Raw genomic sequence first — 17,716 nt, 5'->3', positions numbered from 1 at the left:
TCCGTTGCTCCGAACGGACGTGCGGCGCGCGGAGGTGGTGACCGCTTGTGCCCGCCGCTGCGGGGATGCAGTAATCTCGCGCTGGACCCGTTAAAGCGCTAGCGGCCCACTGTGGCGCGCGCCCGGGTCCTCCCTGGTCTTAGAGCGCCCTTAGCACAAGAAGTAAGGGGCGTCACCAGGATGACGGGCGGGCATGAACAGCTCACCGCGCGGCTCGACGATGTGACGGTCGCGATGGAGTCGCTGACCGCGATGCTCGACACCGAGCTGGATCTGGGCCAGATGCTGCAGGCCGTCTGCGACCACGCCGTGCAGGTGGTGCCGGGGGCCGACATGGCGAGCATCACCCTGGTCCGGGACGGGGAACCGGAGACGGTCGCCAGCACCGACCAGCGGGCGGTCAACTTCGACCGCGAGCAGTACCGCATCGGGGACGGACCGTGCCTGCGCGCCGCCGAAACCGGGCAGCCGGTGCGCGTCGGCGTCGGCGCGGTCGGCGATCTGTGGCCGCAGTTCGTGACGAAGGCCGAGCAGCTGGGCGTCGCGAGTTTCCTCGCCGCGCCGCTGACGGTGGACGACGACATGTCCGGCGCGGTCAACCTGTTCGGGTTCGGCGAGCACGGGTTCAGCGAACTGGGCACGAAGATCCTCGAGCTGTACACCGCGACGGTGGTCCTCGGGCTGCGCAGCGCGCGCCGCTACTTCGCGGCGCAGGAGCTGATCGAACAGCTCAACCGCGCGCTGGAGACGCGCGCGGTGATCGAGCAGGCCAAGGGGATCCTGATGGCGGCGCACCGGATCACGGCGGAGGACGCGTTCCAGCGCCTGGTCAAGCGTTCCCAGGACGGCAACCGCAAGCTCCACGAGGTGGCCGCCGAGTTCGTCGCGGCGGTGGCGACGACGAGCAGCTGAGAGAGTCGTGAGTGTTTAGGAGGGTTCTAACCCCCCTAAACACTCACGAGGGCCGGGGCGGGCTAGCCGGCGGGGACCTCGTCCGGGGGCGCGTCGGCCTGGGGCACCGGGTCCGGCTGCCGGCTGCGCGTGCACGTCGTGCAGACCAGGGTGCGGCCGAGCACCCGGCCGTCGTCGGCGACGACCTGCGCGACGTGCATCGTGGGGAAGCCGCAGACCTCGCAGGGCAGCGAGCCGTCCTCGCGGCTGATGCGGATCTGAGTGCCCATGCGGCCTCCTGGTGTGACGTGGGTCTCACCTACCTTGCCGGGTCCGGCGCCGGAACCGGGTGATTTCACTCGTTCGGCGCAATGATCGGTGTCTCCGGCGTCCGGTCCGGTGACTCCTGTGTTCCGTCCGGTGATGCGGGGTAGCCGGGCTGGGGAAGGAACCGGGGAAAAGGGGAGCACGGGATGAGGGACAAGCGGAACGATCTGCGGCCGGTCGTCGACCTGCTGGTCGACGGCGAGGACACGCCGGAGCGGCAGCGGCTGCGCCGGAAGGCGGCGCTGGCCGTCGCCGCGGGGGCCAAGGACGCCGACGACTGCGCGTTGCTGCTCGAGATGCTGGGCCTGCACCGCGGCGACAGCAAGAGCACCGAAGTGGCCTGAGCGGTTTCGGGACACCCGCGCGCGGGTATCGGAGGCGCTGAGGAGGTCGTCATGGCCAGACCGGTATGGAGTGGTGCGCTGAGCCTGGGGCTGGTCACCGTTCCGGTGGAGCTGTACCCCGCGGTGGCGGACCACACGATCCACTTCCACCAGTTCGAACGCGGGACGTCCGACCGGATCCGCAACCGCAAGGTCAACGAGCGGACCGGCGACGAGGTCACCCGGGACGAGATCGTCAAGGGTTACGACGTCGGCGGCGGCGACCACGTGCTCGTCGAGCCGGACGAGCTGGACGAGATCGCGCCCGAGCGGTCGCGGCGGATCGACATCGAGCAGTTCGTCGAGCTCGACGAGATCGACCCGTGGTTCTACGACCGGACCTACTGGCTGAAGCCGGCGAAGGAAGACTTCGCCAAGGCGTACGGCCTGCTGCTGCAGGCGATGGACCGCAGCGAGAAGGCCGGCGTGGCGAAGTTCGTGCTGCGCGGCAAGGAGTACCTCTGCGCGGTCCGCGCGGGCGAGGACGTGATGGTCCTCAACACGCTGCACTTCGTCGCGGACCTCCGGAAGCCGAAGGACGTCATGGGCGCGCTGCCCAAGGTGCCCAAGGCCCGGCCGAAGGAGCTCGACATGGCGCTGTCGCTGGTCGACGAGATGACCGCGCCGTGGCGCCCGGAGGACTTCCGCGACGAGTACTCCGAGCGCGTCGAGGAGCTGATCAAGGCCAAGGAGTCCGGCAAGGAGATCGCCCACGAGCAGGAGCCGGAGCAGTCGGCCGACGTCGTCGACCTGTTCGAGGCCCTTTCGCGCAGCGTGAAGACCCGCAAGGGCGGCGGCAAGCCGGCGGCGAAGGGCAAGAAGAAGCCCACGAAGAAGCAGGCCGATCTGGGGGAGCTGTCCAAGACCGAGCTGGACAAGCTGGCGCGGGAGAAGAACGTCAAGGGCCGGTCGAAGATGTCGCGGACCCAGCTGGAGAAGGCGCTCAAGGCGTCCTGACGAGAACCGCCTCGGTGGTCCGGGACCACCGAGGCGGGGAAACGCGCTTCAGTGGGCGGCGGGCTCGGCGTCGCCGGTGGTGGCCTTGCGGGTCGTCTCCGAACGGGCGATGTGCCACGCCACCAGCGCGCCCGCGCTGACCGTGCCCCAGAGCACCAGCGAGGCGTCCCGGGCGAACAGGCCGACGACGAGCATCACCACCGCCGTGATGTCGCACAGGATGAGCAGGAGGCTCCAGCGCCGGGCTTGCCGCATGTCGCGACCGCTGAACACGTCGGCGAGCGTGGGGTCGCTCGCCAGCAGTTCCGCCTCGATCTCGCGAAGGGCATGACGTTCACGGTCCGGCAGCATCGGGGGTCCTCCTCGGCCTCGGCTTATCCCACAGGTACCCCCGCGACGCTGCTTCCAAGCAGCGCTTTCGGGGAACGTGCCGCGTTCGGGCACTACCGTCAGTGGTTGTCACGGGGGATCCCCTTTGTCGCCGCCACCCGTTGGTAGGCCACGGCCGGGCGCAGCACCATGCCGTCGCAGAGCTGGTCGACCATCGAGCGCTGGATCTCCTGCCACGGCGTCTGCGACTCGGGCACCCGGTACCCGCCCGCTTCGTCGAGTTCCTTGTGCCGGAGCGCGAGCTCGTCGTCGGTGATCAGGACGTCCGCGGTGCCCGCCGTGAGGTCGATGCGCACCCGGTCGCCCGTCCGCAGCACGGCGAGCCCGCCGCCCGCCGCGGCTTCGGGGGAGGCGTTGAGGATCGACGGCGAGCCTGAGGTGCCCGACTGGCGGCCGTCGCCGAGGCACGGCAGCTCGTGCACGCCGCGCTTGATCAGTTCGGCCGGCGGGCGCATGTTGACCACCTCGGCCGAGCCCGGGTAGCCGAGCGGGCCGGTCCCGCGCATGACGAGCAGCGACTCCTCGTCGACGCCGAGGTCCGGGTCGTCGATGCGGGCGTGGTAGTCCTCCGGGCCGTCGAACACGACCGCGGTGCCCTCGTACACCCCGCCCGCCAGGTAGCGGCGCCGGAACTCCGGCGAGATCACGCTGGACTTCATGATCGCGGCGTCGAACAGGTTGCCGTGCAGCACGAGGAAGCCCGCGTCGGCCACCAGCGCGGTGTCGAACGTCCGGATGACGTCGCGGTCGCCCGCCTCGGCGTCGCGGCAGTTGTCGCCGAGCGTGCGGCCGTTGACCGTGGGCGCGTCCTCGTGGATCAGCCCGTGCCGCATCAGCTCGTGCACCACCGCCGGCACCCCGCCGGCGCGGTGGAACTCCTCGCCGAGGTACTTGCCGGCCGGCTGCAGGTCGACCAGCAGCGGCACGGCGTGCCCGAGCCGCTGCCAGTCGGTCAGCGGCAGGTCGACGCCGATGTGCCGGGCGATCGCGGAGAGGTGGATCGGCGCGTTGGTGGACCCGCCGATGGCCGAGCTGACGACGATGGCGTTTTCGAAGGCCGCCCGCGTCAGGATGTCCGACGGCTTCAGGTCTTCCCGCACCAGCTCGACGATCCGCAGCCCGGTGCGGTAGGCCATCCGCGCCCGGTCGCGGTGCGGCGCCGGGATGGCCGCGCTGCCGGGCAGGCTCATCCCGAGCGCCTCGGCGAGCGCGTTCATCGTCGAGGCCGTGCCCATCGTGTTGCAGTGCCCGGGTGACGGCGCCGACGACGCGACCAGCTCCATGAACCCGGCGTCGTCGATCTCCCCGGCGGCGAGCAGTTCGCGCGCCTTCCAGACGATGGTGCCCGACCCGGTGCGCTCGCCGTTGTGCCAGCCGTTGAGCATCGGCCCGCCGGACAGCACGATGGCCGGGATGTCCACGGTCGCGGCGGCCATCAGGCACGCCGGCGTCGTCTTGTCACAGCCGGTGGTCAGCACGACGCCGTCGATGGGGTAGCCGTAGAGCGTCTCGACGAGCCCGAGGTAGGCGAGGTTCCGATCCAGCGCGGCGGTCGGGCGCTTGCCGGTCTCCTGGATGGGGTGCACCGGGAACTCGATCGCGATCCCGCCGGCCTCACGGATCCCTTCGCGCGTCCGATCGGCCAGCTGCAGGTGGTGCCGGTTGCACGGCGTGAGGTCGGAGCCGGTCTGCGCGATCCCGATGATCGGCTTCCCGGACTGCAGCTCTTCCCTGGTCAGGCCCCAGTTCATGTACCGCTCGAGGTAGAGCGCGGTCATCCCGGGGTCGTCGGGGTTGTTGAACCAAGCTTCGCTGCGCAGTCCCATACCAGCCAGTCTGTCACTCGCGCGCCCCGACGCGGTCGCGTGAACGCCGTGAGGGGCACCTTCAGGGCTTATACGTCCCTGAGGGTGCCCCTCACGGCGTGCCTCCTGGTGGTGCGGCCCGGAGGTGTCAGCCCAGGCCGTTGAGGCCGATCACCCGTGAGTACCAGTGGGCGCTGCGCTTCGGCGTCCGCGTCTGCGTCTCGTAGTCGACGTGGACCAGGCCGAACCGCTTGGCGTAGCCCTCCGCCCACTCGAAGTTGTCCAGCAGCGACCAGTAGAAGTAGCCCCGCAGGTCGACGCCGGCCGCCAGGGCTTCGTGCGCCGCGCGCAGGTGGGAGTCCAGGAAGGCGATGCGGTCGGTGTCGACGATCTCGCCGCCGTCGGAGACGACGTCCGGGTAGGCCGCGCCGTTCTCCGTGATGTACAGCGGGATCTGGCGGTAGCCCCGGTGGACCTGCAGCAGCGACTCCGTCAGCCCGGCCGGCTGGACCTCCCAGCCGGAGTCCGTGCGGGGCGCGGCCGGGTCCGGCACGAAGTGGACGTCGCCCGCGCCGACCCACTCCGGGCCCGCGGGCTCGCTGCCCGGCACCGGGCGGCCCGCGACGCGGTAGTCGCGGTAGTAGTTCACGCCGAGCCAGTCGACGTGCGCCGCGATGACCGCGCTGTCCTCCGGCCGCACGACCTCGCCGAGCCCGAACGGCGCGAGGTCCTCGACCAGGTCGTCCGGGTAGCCGCCGCGCAGGACCGGGTCGAGGAACAGCCGGTTCTGCAGGCCGTCGATCCGCCGGGCCGCCGAGACGTCGCTCGCGTTCGCCGGGTCGTGCGCGGCGACCGGGTACAGGTTGAGCGTGATCCCGGCCGGGACGCCCGGCGCGTGCCGCCGGATGAGGTCCATCGCCAGCCCGTGCCCCAGCAGCAGGTGGTGCGTGGCGGCGACGGCGGCGGTGTGGTCGGTGCGGCCTGGCGCGTGGATGCCGCCCGCGTAGCCGAGCATCGCCGCGCACCACGGCTCGTTGAGCGTCGACCAGCTGGCGACGCGGTCGCCGAGGCGGGCCAGCACGGTCTCGGCGTACTCGGCGAAGCGGTACGCGGTGTCCCGGGACGTCCAGCCGCCCTGCTCCTCCAGCGCCTGCGGCAGGTCCCAGTGGTAGAGCGTCGCCCACGGCTCGATCCCGGCCTCGAGGAGCCGGTCGACGAGCCGGTCGTAGAAGGCGAGCCCGGCGGCGTTGGCGGCGCCGCCGTCGGGCCGCACGCGCGGCCAGGCCAGCGAGAACCGGTAGGCGCCCAGGCCCAGGCGGCGCATCAGGTCGACGTCCTCGCCGTAGCGGCGGTAGTGGTCGGCCGCCGGGTCCCCGGTGTCGCCGCCCACGACCGCACCCGGACGGCGCGCGAAGACGTCCCAGACCGAGTCGGTGCGCCCGTCGGCCGTGGTCGCCCCCTCCACCTGGAACGCCGCGGTGGCGGCGCCCCAGACGAAGGCGGGCGGGAACATCAACGCGGTCTCCGCCCGAACGTTTTCCGCCCGAACGCTGTCGGGATGTACGGACATGTTCACCCTTTCACGGCACCTTGCATGATCCCGGCCACGATCTGGCGGCCGAGGAGGAGGAAGACGATGAGGATCGGGATGGTGGCCAGGGTCGTGCCGGCCAGCACCAGCGAATAGTCGACGTAGTAACCGCTCTGCAGCTTCTCCAGCGCCACCTGGACGGTCGGGTTGCCCGCGTCCAGGACCACCAGCGGCCACAGGAAGTCGTTCCAGGACGTCATGAACGTGAACATCGCCAGGATCGCCGCCGCCGGGCGCACCGCGGGCAGGCAGACGTTCCAGAAGATCCGGATCATGCTGCAGCCGTCGACGCGCGCGGCCTCGATCAGCTCGTACGGCAGCGCGTCCACTGTGTACTGCCGCATCCAGAACACGCCGAACGCGGTGACCAGGTTGGGCACGATCACCGACTGCAGCCCGCCGGCCCAGCCGAGCTTCGACATGGCGATGAACAGCGGGATGATGCCGAGCTGGGTGGGCACGGCGAGGGTGATGACGATGAACACGAACAGCCCGTTGCGGCCGCGGAACCGGAGTTTCGCGAAGGCGAACCCGGCCAGCGAGGAGAACAGCACCGTGGTGAGCGTGACCGTGCCGGACACGATGACGCTGTTGGCCAGCGCCTTCCAGAACGGCACGGTGTCGAACACCCGGGCCGCGTTGGCGAAGAAGTTCCCGCCGGGGAAGAACGGCGGGATGCGCTCGGTGAGCATCCCGTTGTCGCGGCTGGCGACCAGGAACGACCAGTAGAACGGGAACAGCGAGCCGAGCACGAAGATGGCGAGCACCCAGTAGGTCGCCTTGCGCGGCTTGCCGAGCGTCGCGACGCTCTTGTGGAGTCCACTGTGGATGGTGGTCATCTCTTCTTCACCGCCGGGGTGCGGGCCAGCCGGCCGGTGAGGAAGAAGTTCACCAGCGCGATGAGCACGATGATCAGGAACAGCACCCAGGCGATCGCCGAGGCGTACCCGAGGTTGAAGTTCTCGAACGCGGATTGGTACAGGTAGAGCGTCACGGTCTGGAACTGGTTGGTGGAACCGCCGTTGTTCGACCCGGGCATGGCGTCGAACAGCTTGGGCTCGGTGAAGATCTGCAGCCCGCCGATCGTGGAGGTGATGGTGACGAAGATCAGCGTCGGCTTCAGCAGCGGCAGCGTGACGGCGGTGAACCGCCGCCACATCCCCGCGCCGTCGATCAGCGCGGCCTCGTGCAGTTCCTTCGGGATGGCCTGCATCGCGGCCAGCACGATCAGCGCGTTGTAGCCGGTCCAGCGCCAGTTCACCATGATCGCGATCGCGACGTGGCTGCCGAAGCGGCTGGCCTGCCAGTCGACCGGGTCGAGGCCGATGGTCTGCAGCACGCCGTTGATCAGCCCGTACTTCGGGCCGAACAGGTTGGCGAAGATGATGCCGATCGCGACGAGGCTGGCCGCGTACGGCAGCAGGATGCCGACGCGCCAGCCGGTCGCGCCGCGCAGCCGGCCGCCGAGCAGCGCCGCGAGCGCCATCGCGATGATGAGCTGCGGGATGCTGGAGAGCAGGAAGATGCTGACGGTGTTGGCCAGCGCGTTCCAGAACTGCCCGTCGGCGAACAGCTCCTTGTAGTTGTCGATGCCGATGAAGTCCGGGTTGTCGTCCCCGGCCTTCCACTTGAACAGCGACACGTACGCGGTGTAGAGCAGCGGGAACAGCCCGACGACACCGAAGACGATGAAGAACGGTGCGACGTAGAGGTACGGCGATGCCTTGACGTCCCACCGGCTCAGCTTGTGCCGGAAGGTGGGCCGGGGAGACGTGCGCTCCCCGGCCTTGCTCCTTTCCGGCGCGATCTTGTCGATGACGGTCATGAGGTCAGCGCGTGATCTTCTTCGCCGCGTCGACCAGTTGCTGCCAGCCGTCCGCCGCCGGCTTGCCCTGCTCGACCGCCTGCAGGGCGGGGCTCGACGCGTTCTCCTGGATCTGGCCGTCGCCGGGGCCCTTGTACTGCGGCTTCTGGACCTTCTTGGCCTGCTCGGCGAACAGCTCGCCGACCTTGGCGTCACCGAAGTAGGCGTCGGTCTGGCTCAGCAGCGCGGGGTCCGAGAGCGCCTTGACCTGGCTCGGGAAGGTGCCCTTGGCCTGGAACGCCTTGATCTGCTGCTCCGGGGCGGTCAGCCAGGACGCGAGCTCGGCGGCCTCCTTCGGGTGCTTCGACTGCGTCGGCACGGTCAGGTACGACCCGCCCCAGTTGCCGCCGCCACCGGGGAAGGCCGCGGTGACCGCCCACTTGCCGGCGTTCTCCGGGCCGGCCTGCTCCTTGATCACACCGAGCATCCACGCCGGGCAGACCTTCGTGGCGAACGCGCCCTGCTTGAAGCCGGAGTTCCACTCGTTGCTGAACGCCGTCAGCTTGGCCGACTCGCCCTTGGCGACGGCGTCGGTGACCTTGGTCCAGGCGTCCTTGATGCCCTGGTTGCCCTCGACGGCGAGCTTGTCGTCGCTGCCGATGTAGCCCTGCGGGAGCTGGTTGACCATCGCGTTGAAGTTCTGCGCGGCGGAGTCGAACCAGGCCTTGCCCTTGCTCTTGCCCACGTAGTCGGCGCCGGCGGCGAAGTAGCTGTCCCAGGTGGCGAACAGCGGCTTGACCTGCTCGGGGTCGGTCGGCAGACCGGCCGCGGCGAACATGTCCTTGCGGTAGCACATGGCGAGCGGCCCGATGTCCGTGCCGTAGCCGATGAGCTTGCCGTCCTTGGTCTTCGCGGCGTCGTACTTCCAGCCGAGCCAGCGGTCGGGGGAGGCGTCGGCGGGGCCGATCTTGGTCAGGTCGTTGAACTTCGAGCCCTTGTCGAGGACGTCGGACAGGTGCCCCTCCTCGACCGCCGTGACGTCGGCGAGGCCCGAGCCCGCGGCCAGCTTGGTGATCAGGTCCTGGTGGTAGGGCCCGCCCTGGCCGGTCTTGCGGTGGGTGATCTTGATGTTGGGGTGCAGCCGCTCGTATTCCGGGATGAGTGCCTCGTAGCCGAACTCGGTGAACGTCGCCAGCGTCAGGTCGACGTGTTCGTTCGGGCCCGCCGCGGCCGGCGTCTCGTCACCGCCGCCACCGCAGGCCGTGGCGCCGAGCGCCGTCATCGTGATGCCCAGTGCGAGGACCAGGCCGTTCCGGATCGTTCTCACGTGTTCAACCACCTTGTTGACGGGAATGAGCGCTCTCACTGCTGGGAGCCGTTCTGGGAGCGCTCCCAGGTGTCGCAGAGTCTGCTTGGGGCCTCCAGCGGTGTCAAGGGGCTGTAACCGGAGCGTTTCCTGCGAGGAGCGCTCCCGGACCCTGGGACGCGCGGGCGATAAGCTGGGGGCGTCCGGGTGGGTGTGGTGAGCGAGGGCGGTGCCGTGGGGCCTCGAGCAGGGGATGAAGAGCGGCCGACGCTGGAGGACGTCGCGGCGTTCGCCGGCGTGTCGCGGTCGACGGCGTCGCGGGCGCTGAACGACGACGCGTACGTCAGCGCGGCGGCGCGGGAAAAGGTCCAGGCCGCGGCCCGTGACCTGGGCTATTCCCCGAACCAGGCGGCCCGTTCGCTGGTCACCCGGCGGACCGGGGCGATCGCGGTGGTGCTCTCGGAGCCGGAGGCCCGGCTGCTCGACGACCCGTACCGCACGGCCGTCATGCGCGCCGGTTACCGCGAGCTCGCCGACATCGGCCGGCAGATGGTGCTGATCTTCAGCGACACCCGCGAGGACCTGAGCAAGACCGTCCGGTTCCTCGAAGGCGGCCACGTAGACGGCGCGCTGGTCTTCGCCCCGCACCGGGCCGACCCGCTGCCCAAGGCGCTGCGGCTGCTGCGCATCCCGGTGGTGTTCGGCGGCCAGGCGGCGGGCATCCGCCGCGGCGTCCACGTCGTCGACTTCGACAACGAGGGCGGCGCGCGCTTGGCCGTGGAACACCTGGTCGCGTCCGGCCGTCGCAAGATCGGCACGATCGCCGGCCCCCAGGACCAGAGCGCCGCGATCGACCGGCTGGCCGGCTGGCGCAAGACCCTGCTCGACGCCGGCCTCGATCCCGTCGACCTGGCCGCGGAGGCCGACTTCACGCTCTCGGGCGGCGCGAACGCGATGTCCGCGCTGCTCGCCCGCCACCCGGACCTCGACGCGGTCTTCGTCGCGAGCGACATGATGGCGGTGGGCGCGTTGCGCACGCTGGACGCGGCCGGCCGCCGCATCCCGGCCGACGTCGCGGTGGTCAGCTTCGACGACAACGCCACCCTCGCCCCGGCCATGGACCCACCCCTGACGTCCGTGCACCAGGACCCGCGCGAGCAGGTCCACGCCATGGTCGAGACCATGCTGCAGCTCCTCGACGACCAGGCTTTGAAGCCCCGCCAGCAGGTCCTCCCGGTCTCCCTGGCCATCCGCGGCTCCAGCTGACCAACCCGTGTCGTCCAGGCACGCAACCCGACCCTGCAGGTACGCGTGCCGACCCCCTGGGTACGTGTGCCGCCTGCCCGCAGCGCCGTGTCGTCCCTTCGATCACGCGTGTCGACCTCCTGATCACGGGTGATGCCTCCCCAATCACGGGTGATGCCCCGCTGATCACGGGTGATGCCCCTTCCCGCACGGCCGGAAGGGGCGAACTCGCGTGCCTGGACGGTCGGTTCGCGTGTCTGGAGGGTCGGCTCACGTGTCTGGAGGGTCGACACGCGTGATCCGGGGGACGACACGACGCACCGGGACCGACGACACGCGCAGCGGGGAGGACGACACGGTGGCGAGTAGTGGGCCGTGGAGCCTGGGAGCGCTCCTAGTCCAGGTGTACGCCTTTGGCGCAAGCCGGTGCCCGAAACGCACGGCGGGTGACCGGGCGGCTGGGCCGGTCGGGTGACGGGGTGACGAACGGGTGGGGCCGTTCAGGAGTGTTCAGCGGGCTGACTACTCGCGGGTCGGCAACGTCGAGGCCGTCGATGACGGTGTGCTTCTGACTCGATTCTTTACAGGGGTGTTTCCCGCTGGCTACCGTCTGCGCCTGGAAGCGCTCCCAGATCGCTGGCTCCCTACGGACAAAGGAGTTCCGCAGCCATGCGTTCCCCTCATCCCATCCAGGCCGGCGTACTGCCGCTGGTCGCGAGTTCGGTGGTCTTGGCCGCCCTGCTCGTCCCCGTGCCACCGGCCCTCGCCGCCGACGTGGCCTGCTCCGTCACCTACACCACCAACGACTGGGACACCGGGTTCACGGCCAGCGTTTCACTGCGGAACGACGGCGCCGCGCTCGACAGCTGGCAGGTCGGCTGGACGTTCCCCGACGGCCAGAAGGTCCAGCAAGGCTGGAGCGCCACCTTCGCCCAGACCGGCGCCGCGGTCACGGCGACGAACCTCTCCTACAACGGCCACCTCGGGACGGGGGCCAGCACCTCCTTCGGCTTCAACGGCACCAAGGGGTCCGCCAACCGGCCGCCGACGGACTTCTCCGTCAACGGCTCCGCCTGCACCGGCGCCAACAAGGCCCCGACCGTCAGCCTGACGTCGCCGACGTCGACCGGCACCTACTACGCCCCGGCCACGATCCCGCTCGCCGCGACCGCGGCCGACACCGACGGCACCGTGGGCAAGGTCGAGTTCTACGCCGGGGACACGCTGCTGGCCACCGACACCGCCGCGCCGTTCGAGGGCAGCTGGGGCAACGTCCCCGCCGGGACCTACTCGATCACGGCCAAGGCCTACGACAACAAGAACGCGTCCACCACGTCGAACCCGGTCAGCGTCAAGGTGCTCTCCGGTCCGACGATCGTCGCCACCCCGGCGACCGCGCAGGTCAAGCAGGGCGGCACGACGACCTTCGGCGTCACCCTCGCCGGCGCCCCGACGAGCTCCGTCACCGTGGCGATCGCCAAGACCGGCAGTTCCGACCTGACGGCCACCCCCACGAGCCTCACCTTCACCCCGGCGAACTGGAGCACCGCCCAGAACGTCACCGTGAAGAGCGCCGACAACGGGGGAGCGCTCGGCAGCGCGACCTTCACCGCGAGCAGCAACGGCTACACCGCGGCGACGGTGACGGTCAGCGAGATCTCGGCGTCCACATCGGACTACCAGGTCGAGTTCCTCAAGCAGTACAACAAGATCAAGGACCCGAACAACGGCTACTTCCGCAAGTTCGGGAACATCCTGGTGCCCTACCACTCCATCGAGACGCTGATGGTGGAAGCACCGGACTACGGCCACGAGACGACGTCGGAGGCGTTCAGCTACTACCTCTGGCTCGAGGCCTCCTACGGGCAGATCACCGGGGACTGGACGCCGTTCAACGCGGCGTGGACGTCGATCGAGACCTACGCGATCCCGTCCGCGGCCGACCAGCCGGGCAACTCCGGCTACAACGCGAGCAAGCCGGCCACCTATGCGGCGGAGTACCCGAGCCCGAAGTCCTACCCCTCGCAGCTGCAGACCGGCGTGGCCGTCGGCAGTGACCCGATCGCGGCCGAGCTGAAGGCCGCCTACGGCTCGCCGGACGTCTACGGCATGCACTGGCTGCTCGACGTCGACAACATCTACAAGTTCGGCCACTGCGAGGACGGCACGAACACCGCGCCGGCGTTCATCAACACCTTCCAGCGCGGTTCGCAGGAGTCGGTCTGGGAGACGGTCACCCAGCCCAGCTGTGACGTCCTGAAGTTCGGCGGCAAGAACGGTTACCTCGACCTGTTCACCGGCGACTCGTCGTACGCGAAGCAGTGGAAGTACACCGACGCGCCCGACGCGGACGCCCGCGCTGTGCAGGTGGCGTTCCAGGCCGAGAAGTGGGCCGCCGCGCAGGGCAAGGGCTCGGACGTCGCGGCCGTCGTGAAGAAGGCGTCGAAGATGGGCGACTACCTCCGGTACTCGCTGTTCGACAAGTACTTCAAGAAGATCGGCAACTGCGTCAACCCGAGTAGCTGCCCCGCGGGCAGCGGCAAGGACAGTGAGCACTACCTCATCTCCTGGTACTACGCCTGGGGCGGGTCGATGGACTCGTCCAGCGCCTGGGCGTGGCGCATCGGTGACGGCGCGGCCCACCAGGGCTACCAGAACCCGCTGGCCGCGTACGCGCTGTCGGCCGACGCCGGCCTGAAGGTGACGTCGGCGACCGGCGCGAGCGACTGGGCGACCAGCCTCGGCCGGCAGATGGAGTTCCTGCAGTGGCTCCAGTCGTCCGAAGGCGGCCTCGCCGGCGGCGCGACGAACAGCTGGGAAGGCCAGTACGGCACGCCGCCGTCCGGCACGCCGACGTTCTACGGCATGTTCTACGACCAGGCGCCGGTCTGGCACGACCCGCCGAGCAACCAGTGGTTCGGCTTCCAGACCTGGGGCATGGAACGCATCGCCGAGTACTACCAGGCCACCAAGGACGCCCGGGCCAAGAAGATCCTCGACAAGTGGGTTCCGTGGGCCATCGCGGGCACCACGGTCGGGGCCGGCGGGAGCTTCCAGGTCCCGTCCGACCTGACCTGGAGCGGCGCGCCGGACACCTGGAACGCCACCAGTCCGGGCGGCAACACCGGCCTGCACGTCACGGTGAAGAACTACAGCACCGACGTCGGCGTCGCGGCTTCGCTGTCGAAGACGTTGCTCTACTACGCGTCCGGCTCGGGCAACGCCCAGGCCAAGACGGTGGGGGAGCAGCTGCTGACGGCGCTGTCGGCGAACGCGGACACCCAGGGCATCGCGGTGCCGGAGACCCGGACGGACTACAACCGGTTCGACGACGCCTACAACGCCACCACGGACCAGGGGCCCTACGTCCCGGCGGGCTGGACCGGGACCATGCCGAACGGCGACCCGATCAACGCGTCCTCGACGTTCACCTCGATGCGGTCCTTCTACAAGAACGACCCGCAGTGGCCGAAGGTCCAGTCCTACCTGGACGGTGGCGCCGCGCCGACGTTCACCTACCACCGGTTCTGGGCGCAGTCGGAGATCGCCACGGCGTTCGCCGCCCACGTCGCCCTGTTCGGCTGAAAGGCACTCGATGAAGCGACTGCTCGCACTCGCGGTCGCCGCACTGGTCGGGGGCGCCGTTCTCACGGCGTCCCCGGCCACCGCGGCCCCCGCCCCGGCACTTTCACGTGAAAGTGCCCACCTGGGGACGGCACTTTCACGTGAAAGTGCCGCTTTGGGCACCGGCACCGGGTACTGGCACGCGTCCGGCTCCCAGCTGGTCGACGCCACCGGCGCGCCGGTCCGGATGACCGGCGTCAACTGGTTCGGCGCCGAGACCGGCAACTACTCGCCGCACGGCCTGTGGAGCCGCAACTACAAGGACATGCTCGACCAGATGGCGAGCCTCGGCTACAACACGCTGCGGCTGCCGTACTCGAACCAGCTCTTCGACCCGGGCGTCAAGCCGAACAGCATCGACGCCGTCCAGAACCCGGACCTGCAAGGGCTTTCCGGGCTGCAGGTGCTCGACAAGATCATCGGCTACGCCGGCACCAAGGGCATGCGCGTGATCCTCGACCAGCACCGGCCGGACTCCGGCGCGCAGTCCGCGCTCTGGTACACCAGCGCGTACCCCGAAAGCCGCTGGCTGTCCGACTGGACGATGCTCGCCCAGCACTACAAGGGCAACACCACGGTGATCGGCGCCGACCTGCACAATGAGCCGCACTCGATCCAGGGTGGCGGCGGCGCGTGCTGGGGCTGCGGCGACACCGCGACCGACTGGCGCCTCGCCGCCGAACGCGGCGGCAACGCCGTCCTCGCGGCGAACCCGGACTGGCTGGTCATCGTGGAGGGTGTCGACTGCGTCAGCGGCACCGGCGACCCGCAGTGCGGCTGGTGGGGCGGCAACCTCTCCGGCGCGCGGCAGTTCCCGGTGCGACTGTCCAAAGCGGACAAGCTGGTCTACTCGGCGCACGAGTACGCGACGTCGGTGTTCGCCCAGCCCTGGTTCTCCGACCCGGCGTTCCCGGCGAACCTGCCCGCGCTGTGGGACCACTTCTTCGGCTACTTGCAGAAGCAGAACATCGCGCCGGTGCTGCTCGGCGAGTTCGGCACCACGCTCGCCGACCCGCGCGACAAGGTCTGGCTGCAGGAGCTGATGAAGTACGCCGGCACCGGAACCACCGGGATGAGCTTCACGTACTGGTCGTGGAACCCGAACTCCGGGGACACCGGCGGCATCCTCAACGACGACTGGACGACCGTCAACCAGGCCAAGCAGGCGATCCTGCAGCCGTACCTGATCCCGCCGGTCGGAGGCGGCGGCGGTGGCACGACGGATCCGCCGCCCGCGGTGAGCTGCGCCGTCACCTACCACGTCGACAACACGTGGCAAGGCGGCTTCGTCGCCTCCGTGACGCTGAAGAACACCGGCACCACCCCGCTGAAGACCTGGGCGCTCGGCTGGACCGCGGCGTCCGGGACGCAGATCACCGGCGGCTGGGGCGCCACCGTCACCCAGTCCGGCGCGCAGGCGACGGCGAAGGCGCCCACCTGGGCGCCCGACCTGGCCGGCGGCGCCTCGACGTCGATCGGTTTCCAGGCGACCGGTGCCTCGACCCCGAACCCCAGTGGCTTCGCCGTCGGCGCGACCGCGTGCACCACCTGACCCGTCAACAGAACAGAAGGAGCACACTCGATGAAGAGTGAATTCTGGTCCGCGAGGAGGAAGTCACGGCTCGCCGTGGCCTCCTCGGTGACGGCCGCGGCCGTCGTGGCCGGTCTGGTGGTGGCCGGCGGCAGCCCGGCGGTCGCCGCCACCGGCTGCAAGGTCACCTACACCGTCAACCAGTGGGACACCGGCTTCACCGCGAACCTCGCGGTGACCAACCTGGGCGACGCGATCACGTCCGGCTGGAACGTCGAATGGGACTTCGGCGGCAACCAGCAGGTCCAGCAGGGCTGGAGCGCGACGTTCAGCCAAAGCGCCAAGCACGTCAGCGCGAAGAGCCCGACCTGGGCCCCCACGCTGGGGACGAACGCGAGCGCGAGCTTCGGCTTCAACGGCTCCTACTCCGGCACGAACGCCGTTCCGACGTCGTTCTCGCTCAACGGCGTCCACTGCGACGGCGGCACGGGCACCCCGACCACCACGCCGACGACCCCGACCACGCCGACGACACCCACCACCCCGACCACCCCGACCACGCCGCCCCCGGCGGGCACGCACGTGGACAACCCGTACGCCGGGGCCAAGGGGTACGTGAACCCGGACTGGTCGGCGTCGGTGACCGCGGCGGCCGCGGCCAAGGGCGGCACGCTCGGCACCCAGATGGCCAAGGTGGCCAACACCTCCACCGCCGTCTGGCTGGACCGGATCGCGGCGATCGAGGGCACGTCGAGCGCCCGCGGTTTGCGCGGGCACCTCGACGCGGCGCTCGCCCAGAGCAGCGGCGGCACGCCGGTGACGATCCAGATCGTCGTCTACGACCTGCCCAACCGCGACTGCGCGGCGCTGGCGTCCAACGGTGAGCTGCAGGCGGGCTCGGGCGGTCTGGCCCGGTACAAGAGCGAGTACATCGACCCGATCGCCTCGATCCTGTCGGACTCGAAGTACGCGCCGCTGCGGGTCGTGGCGGTCGTCGAACCGGACTCGCTGCCCAACCTGATCACCAACACCGCGACGGCCAAGTGCGCCGAAGCGCAGTCGACCGGGGCCTACACCCAGGGCATCCAGTACGCGCTGAACAAGCTGCACGCGATCTCGAACGTCTACAACTACCTCGACATCGCGCACTCGGCGTGGCTGGGCTGGGACAGCAACTTCGGCCCGTTCGTCAACCTGGTCAAGCAGACGCTCCAGGGGACGACCGCCGGGGTGAACAGCATCGACGGCTTCATCAGCGACACGGCGAACTACACCCCGCTCACCGAGCCGAACCTGCCGGACTCGAGCCTCAACGTCGGCGGCCAGCCCCTCCGGTCGGCCACGTTCTACCAGTGGAACCCGTACTTCGCCGAGGTGCCGTTCGCCACGGCGATGTACAACGCGTTCGTCGCCGCGGGCCTGCCGAGCGGCATCGGCATGCTGATCGACACCTCCCGCAACGGCTGGGGCGGCTCGGCCCGGCCCACCGGCGCGTCGGGGTCCACTGTGGACAGCTACGTGAACTCCGGCCGGATCGACCGGCGGCTGCACCGCGGCAACTGGTGCAACCAGAGCGGGGCCGGCCTGGGCGTGCGGCCCACCGCGTCGCCCGCGGCGCACTTCGACGCCTACGTCTGGGTCAAGCCGCCGGGTGAGTCCGACGGCGCGAGCCAGCAGATCCCGAACGACGAGGGCAAGGGCTTCGACGGGATGTGCGACCCGGCCTACCACGGCAGCGACCAGGCCAACGGCGGGAACCTGACCGGTGCCCTGCCGAACTCGCCGCTGGCGGGCAAGTGGTTCGAGGCCCAGTTCGAGCAGCTGGTCCAGAACGCCTACCCGGCGGTGCAGTAACAGATCTC

At 69.9% G+C, this 17,716-nt stretch carries 14 protein-coding genes; 7 read left to right on the top strand and 7 right to left on the bottom strand.

Annotated elements, in window-relative coordinates:
* Nucleotides 1-180: 180 nt before the first annotated feature.
* On the top strand, nt 181-912 hold the full coding sequence (locus tag OG439_RS14925; RefSeq protein ID WP_326949955.1) for a GAF and ANTAR domain-containing protein: 732 nt from the start codon (nt 181-183) through the stop codon (nt 910-912).
* Nucleotides 913-974: 62 nt separating this feature from the next.
* On the opposite strand, the gene OG439_RS14920 is transcribed toward OG439_RS14925, so the two are convergent.
* Nucleotides 975-1,181 carry a hypothetical protein gene (locus OG439_RS14920; protein WP_326949954.1) on the bottom strand — a complete coding sequence of 69 codons (207 nt, stop codon included), beginning with the start codon at nt 1,179-1,181 and terminating at the stop codon, nt 975-977.
* 183 nt (nt 1,182-1,364) lie between these two features.
* Here OG439_RS14920 and OG439_RS14915 point away from each other — a divergent pair, with 183 nt between their 5' ends.
* On the top strand, nt 1,365-1,562 hold the full coding sequence (locus tag OG439_RS14915) for a hypothetical protein (RefSeq protein WP_247052170.1): 198 nt from the start codon (nt 1,365-1,367) through the stop codon (nt 1,560-1,562).
* 51 nt (nt 1,563-1,613) lie between these two features.
* Nucleotides 1,614-2,558 (top strand): non-homologous end joining protein Ku, encoded by a 945-nt coding sequence (gene ku, locus OG439_RS14910; RefSeq protein ID WP_326949953.1) that lies wholly within the window; start codon nt 1,614-1,616, stop codon nt 2,556-2,558.
* 48 nt (nt 2,559-2,606) lie between these two features.
* Here the strand turns inward: ku and OG439_RS14905 are convergent, their stop codons facing one another.
* The 6 genes from OG439_RS14905 to OG439_RS14880 form a co-directional block, all read right to left on the bottom strand.
* Nucleotides 2,607-2,909, bottom strand: coding sequence for a DUF3040 domain-containing protein (locus OG439_RS14905; RefSeq protein WP_247052168.1), 303 nt, complete (start codon nt 2,907-2,909; stop codon nt 2,607-2,609).
* Nucleotides 2,910-3,007: 98 nt separating this feature from the next.
* Nucleotides 3,008-4,774: an IlvD/Edd family dehydratase gene (locus tag OG439_RS14900; RefSeq protein ID WP_326949952.1), complete on the bottom strand. Its 1,767-nt coding sequence runs from the start codon at nt 4,772-4,774 to the stop codon at nt 3,008-3,010.
* A gap of 127 nt (nt 4,775-4,901) precedes the next feature.
* The gene (locus OG439_RS14895; protein ID WP_326949951.1) at nt 4,902-6,323 is read right to left on the bottom strand and encodes a GH1 family beta-glucosidase; all 1,422 of its coding nucleotides are present in this window, start codon (nt 6,321-6,323) and stop codon (nt 4,902-4,904) included.
* Nucleotides 6,324-6,325: 2 nt separating this feature from the next.
* A complete protein-coding gene (locus OG439_RS14890; RefSeq protein ID WP_326949950.1) occupies nt 6,326-7,183 on the bottom strand; it encodes a carbohydrate ABC transporter permease in 858 nt (285 codons plus the stop codon).
* Complete coding sequence (locus OG439_RS14885; RefSeq protein WP_326949949.1) at nt 7,180-8,169, bottom strand: carbohydrate ABC transporter permease; 990 nt, start codon at nt 8,167-8,169, stop codon at nt 7,180-7,182. The genes OG439_RS14890 and OG439_RS14885 overlap by 4 nt, the downstream gene beginning before the upstream one ends.
* Before the next feature lie 4 nt (nt 8,170-8,173).
* The gene (locus tag OG439_RS14880; RefSeq protein ID WP_326949948.1) at nt 8,174-9,475 is read right to left on the bottom strand and encodes an ABC transporter substrate-binding protein; all 1,302 of its coding nucleotides are present in this window, start codon (nt 9,473-9,475) and stop codon (nt 8,174-8,176) included.
* 249 nt (nt 9,476-9,724) lie between these two features.
* On the opposite strand from OG439_RS14880, the gene OG439_RS14875 reads away from it, so the two are divergent.
* The 4 genes from OG439_RS14875 (at nt 9,725) to OG439_RS14860 (ending at nt 17,708) form a co-directional block, all read left to right on the top strand.
* Nucleotides 9,725-10,720 carry a LacI family DNA-binding transcriptional regulator gene (locus OG439_RS14875; protein WP_326951552.1) on the top strand — a complete coding sequence of 332 codons (996 nt, stop codon included), beginning with the start codon at nt 9,725-9,727 and terminating at the stop codon, nt 10,718-10,720.
* Between the two features lie 648 nt (nt 10,721-11,368).
* Entirely contained in the window at nt 11,369-14,284 is a 2,916-nt protein-coding gene (locus tag OG439_RS14870) for a glycoside hydrolase family 48 protein (protein ID WP_326949947.1), read from the top strand.
* Nucleotides 14,285-14,438: 154 nt separating this feature from the next.
* Nucleotides 14,439-15,875, top strand: a complete 1,437-nt coding sequence (locus OG439_RS14865) for a cellulase family glycosylhydrolase (protein ID WP_326949946.1) — start codon at nt 14,439-14,441, stop codon at nt 15,873-15,875.
* A gap of 30 nt (nt 15,876-15,905) precedes the next feature.
* The gene (locus OG439_RS14860; RefSeq protein ID WP_326949945.1) at nt 15,906-17,708 is read left to right on the top strand and encodes a glycoside hydrolase family 6 protein; all 1,803 of its coding nucleotides are present in this window, start codon (nt 15,906-15,908) and stop codon (nt 17,706-17,708) included.
* Nucleotides 17,709-17,716 lie beyond the last annotated feature (8 nt).

The sequence above is a fragment of the Amycolatopsis sp. NBC_01307 genome, assembly GCF_035975215.1.
In the GTDB taxonomy this organism is placed as follows: Bacteria; Actinomycetota; Actinomycetes; order Mycobacteriales; family Pseudonocardiaceae; genus Amycolatopsis.
The sequence above is the reverse complement of the archived record's forward strand: the minus strand, read 5'-3'. Positions and strand labels throughout refer to the sequence as shown.

Excerpts from the sequence above, each read along its gene's own strand:
- OG439_RS14870 (WP_326949947.1), top strand. The coding sequence starts at position 11,369 with ATGCGTTCCCCTCATCCCATCCAGGCCGGCGTACTGCCGCTGGTCGCG.
- OG439_RS14860 (WP_326949945.1), top strand. The coding sequence starts at position 15,906 with ATGAAGAGTGAATTCTGGTCCGCGAGGAGGAAGTCACGGCTCGCCGTG.
- OG439_RS14905 (WP_247052168.1), bottom strand. The coding sequence starts at position 2,909 with ATGCTGCCGGACCGTGAACGTCATGCCCTTCGCGAGATCGAGGCGGAA.
- OG439_RS14900 (WP_326949952.1), bottom strand. The coding sequence starts at position 4,774 with ATGGGACTGCGCAGCGAAGCTTGGTTCAACAACCCCGACGACCCCGGG.
- OG439_RS14925 (WP_326949955.1), top strand. The coding sequence starts at position 181 with ATGACGGGCGGGCATGAACAGCTCACCGCGCGGCTCGACGATGTGACG.
- OG439_RS14895 (WP_326949951.1), bottom strand. The coding sequence starts at position 6,323 with ATGTCCGTACATCCCGACAGCGTTCGGGCGGAAAACGTTCGGGCGGAG.
- OG439_RS14915 (WP_247052170.1), top strand. The coding sequence starts at position 1,365 with ATGAGGGACAAGCGGAACGATCTGCGGCCGGTCGTCGACCTGCTGGTC.
- ku (WP_326949953.1), top strand. The coding sequence starts at position 1,614 with ATGGCCAGACCGGTATGGAGTGGTGCGCTGAGCCTGGGGCTGGTCACC.
- OG439_RS14885 (WP_326949949.1), bottom strand. The coding sequence starts at position 8,169 with ATGACCGTCATCGACAAGATCGCGCCGGAAAGGAGCAAGGCCGGGGAG.
- OG439_RS14920 (WP_326949954.1), bottom strand. The coding sequence starts at position 1,181 with ATGGGCACTCAGATCCGCATCAGCCGCGAGGACGGCTCGCTGCCCTGC.
- OG439_RS14890 (WP_326949950.1), bottom strand. The coding sequence starts at position 7,183 with ATGACCACCATCCACAGTGGACTCCACAAGAGCGTCGCGACGCTCGGC.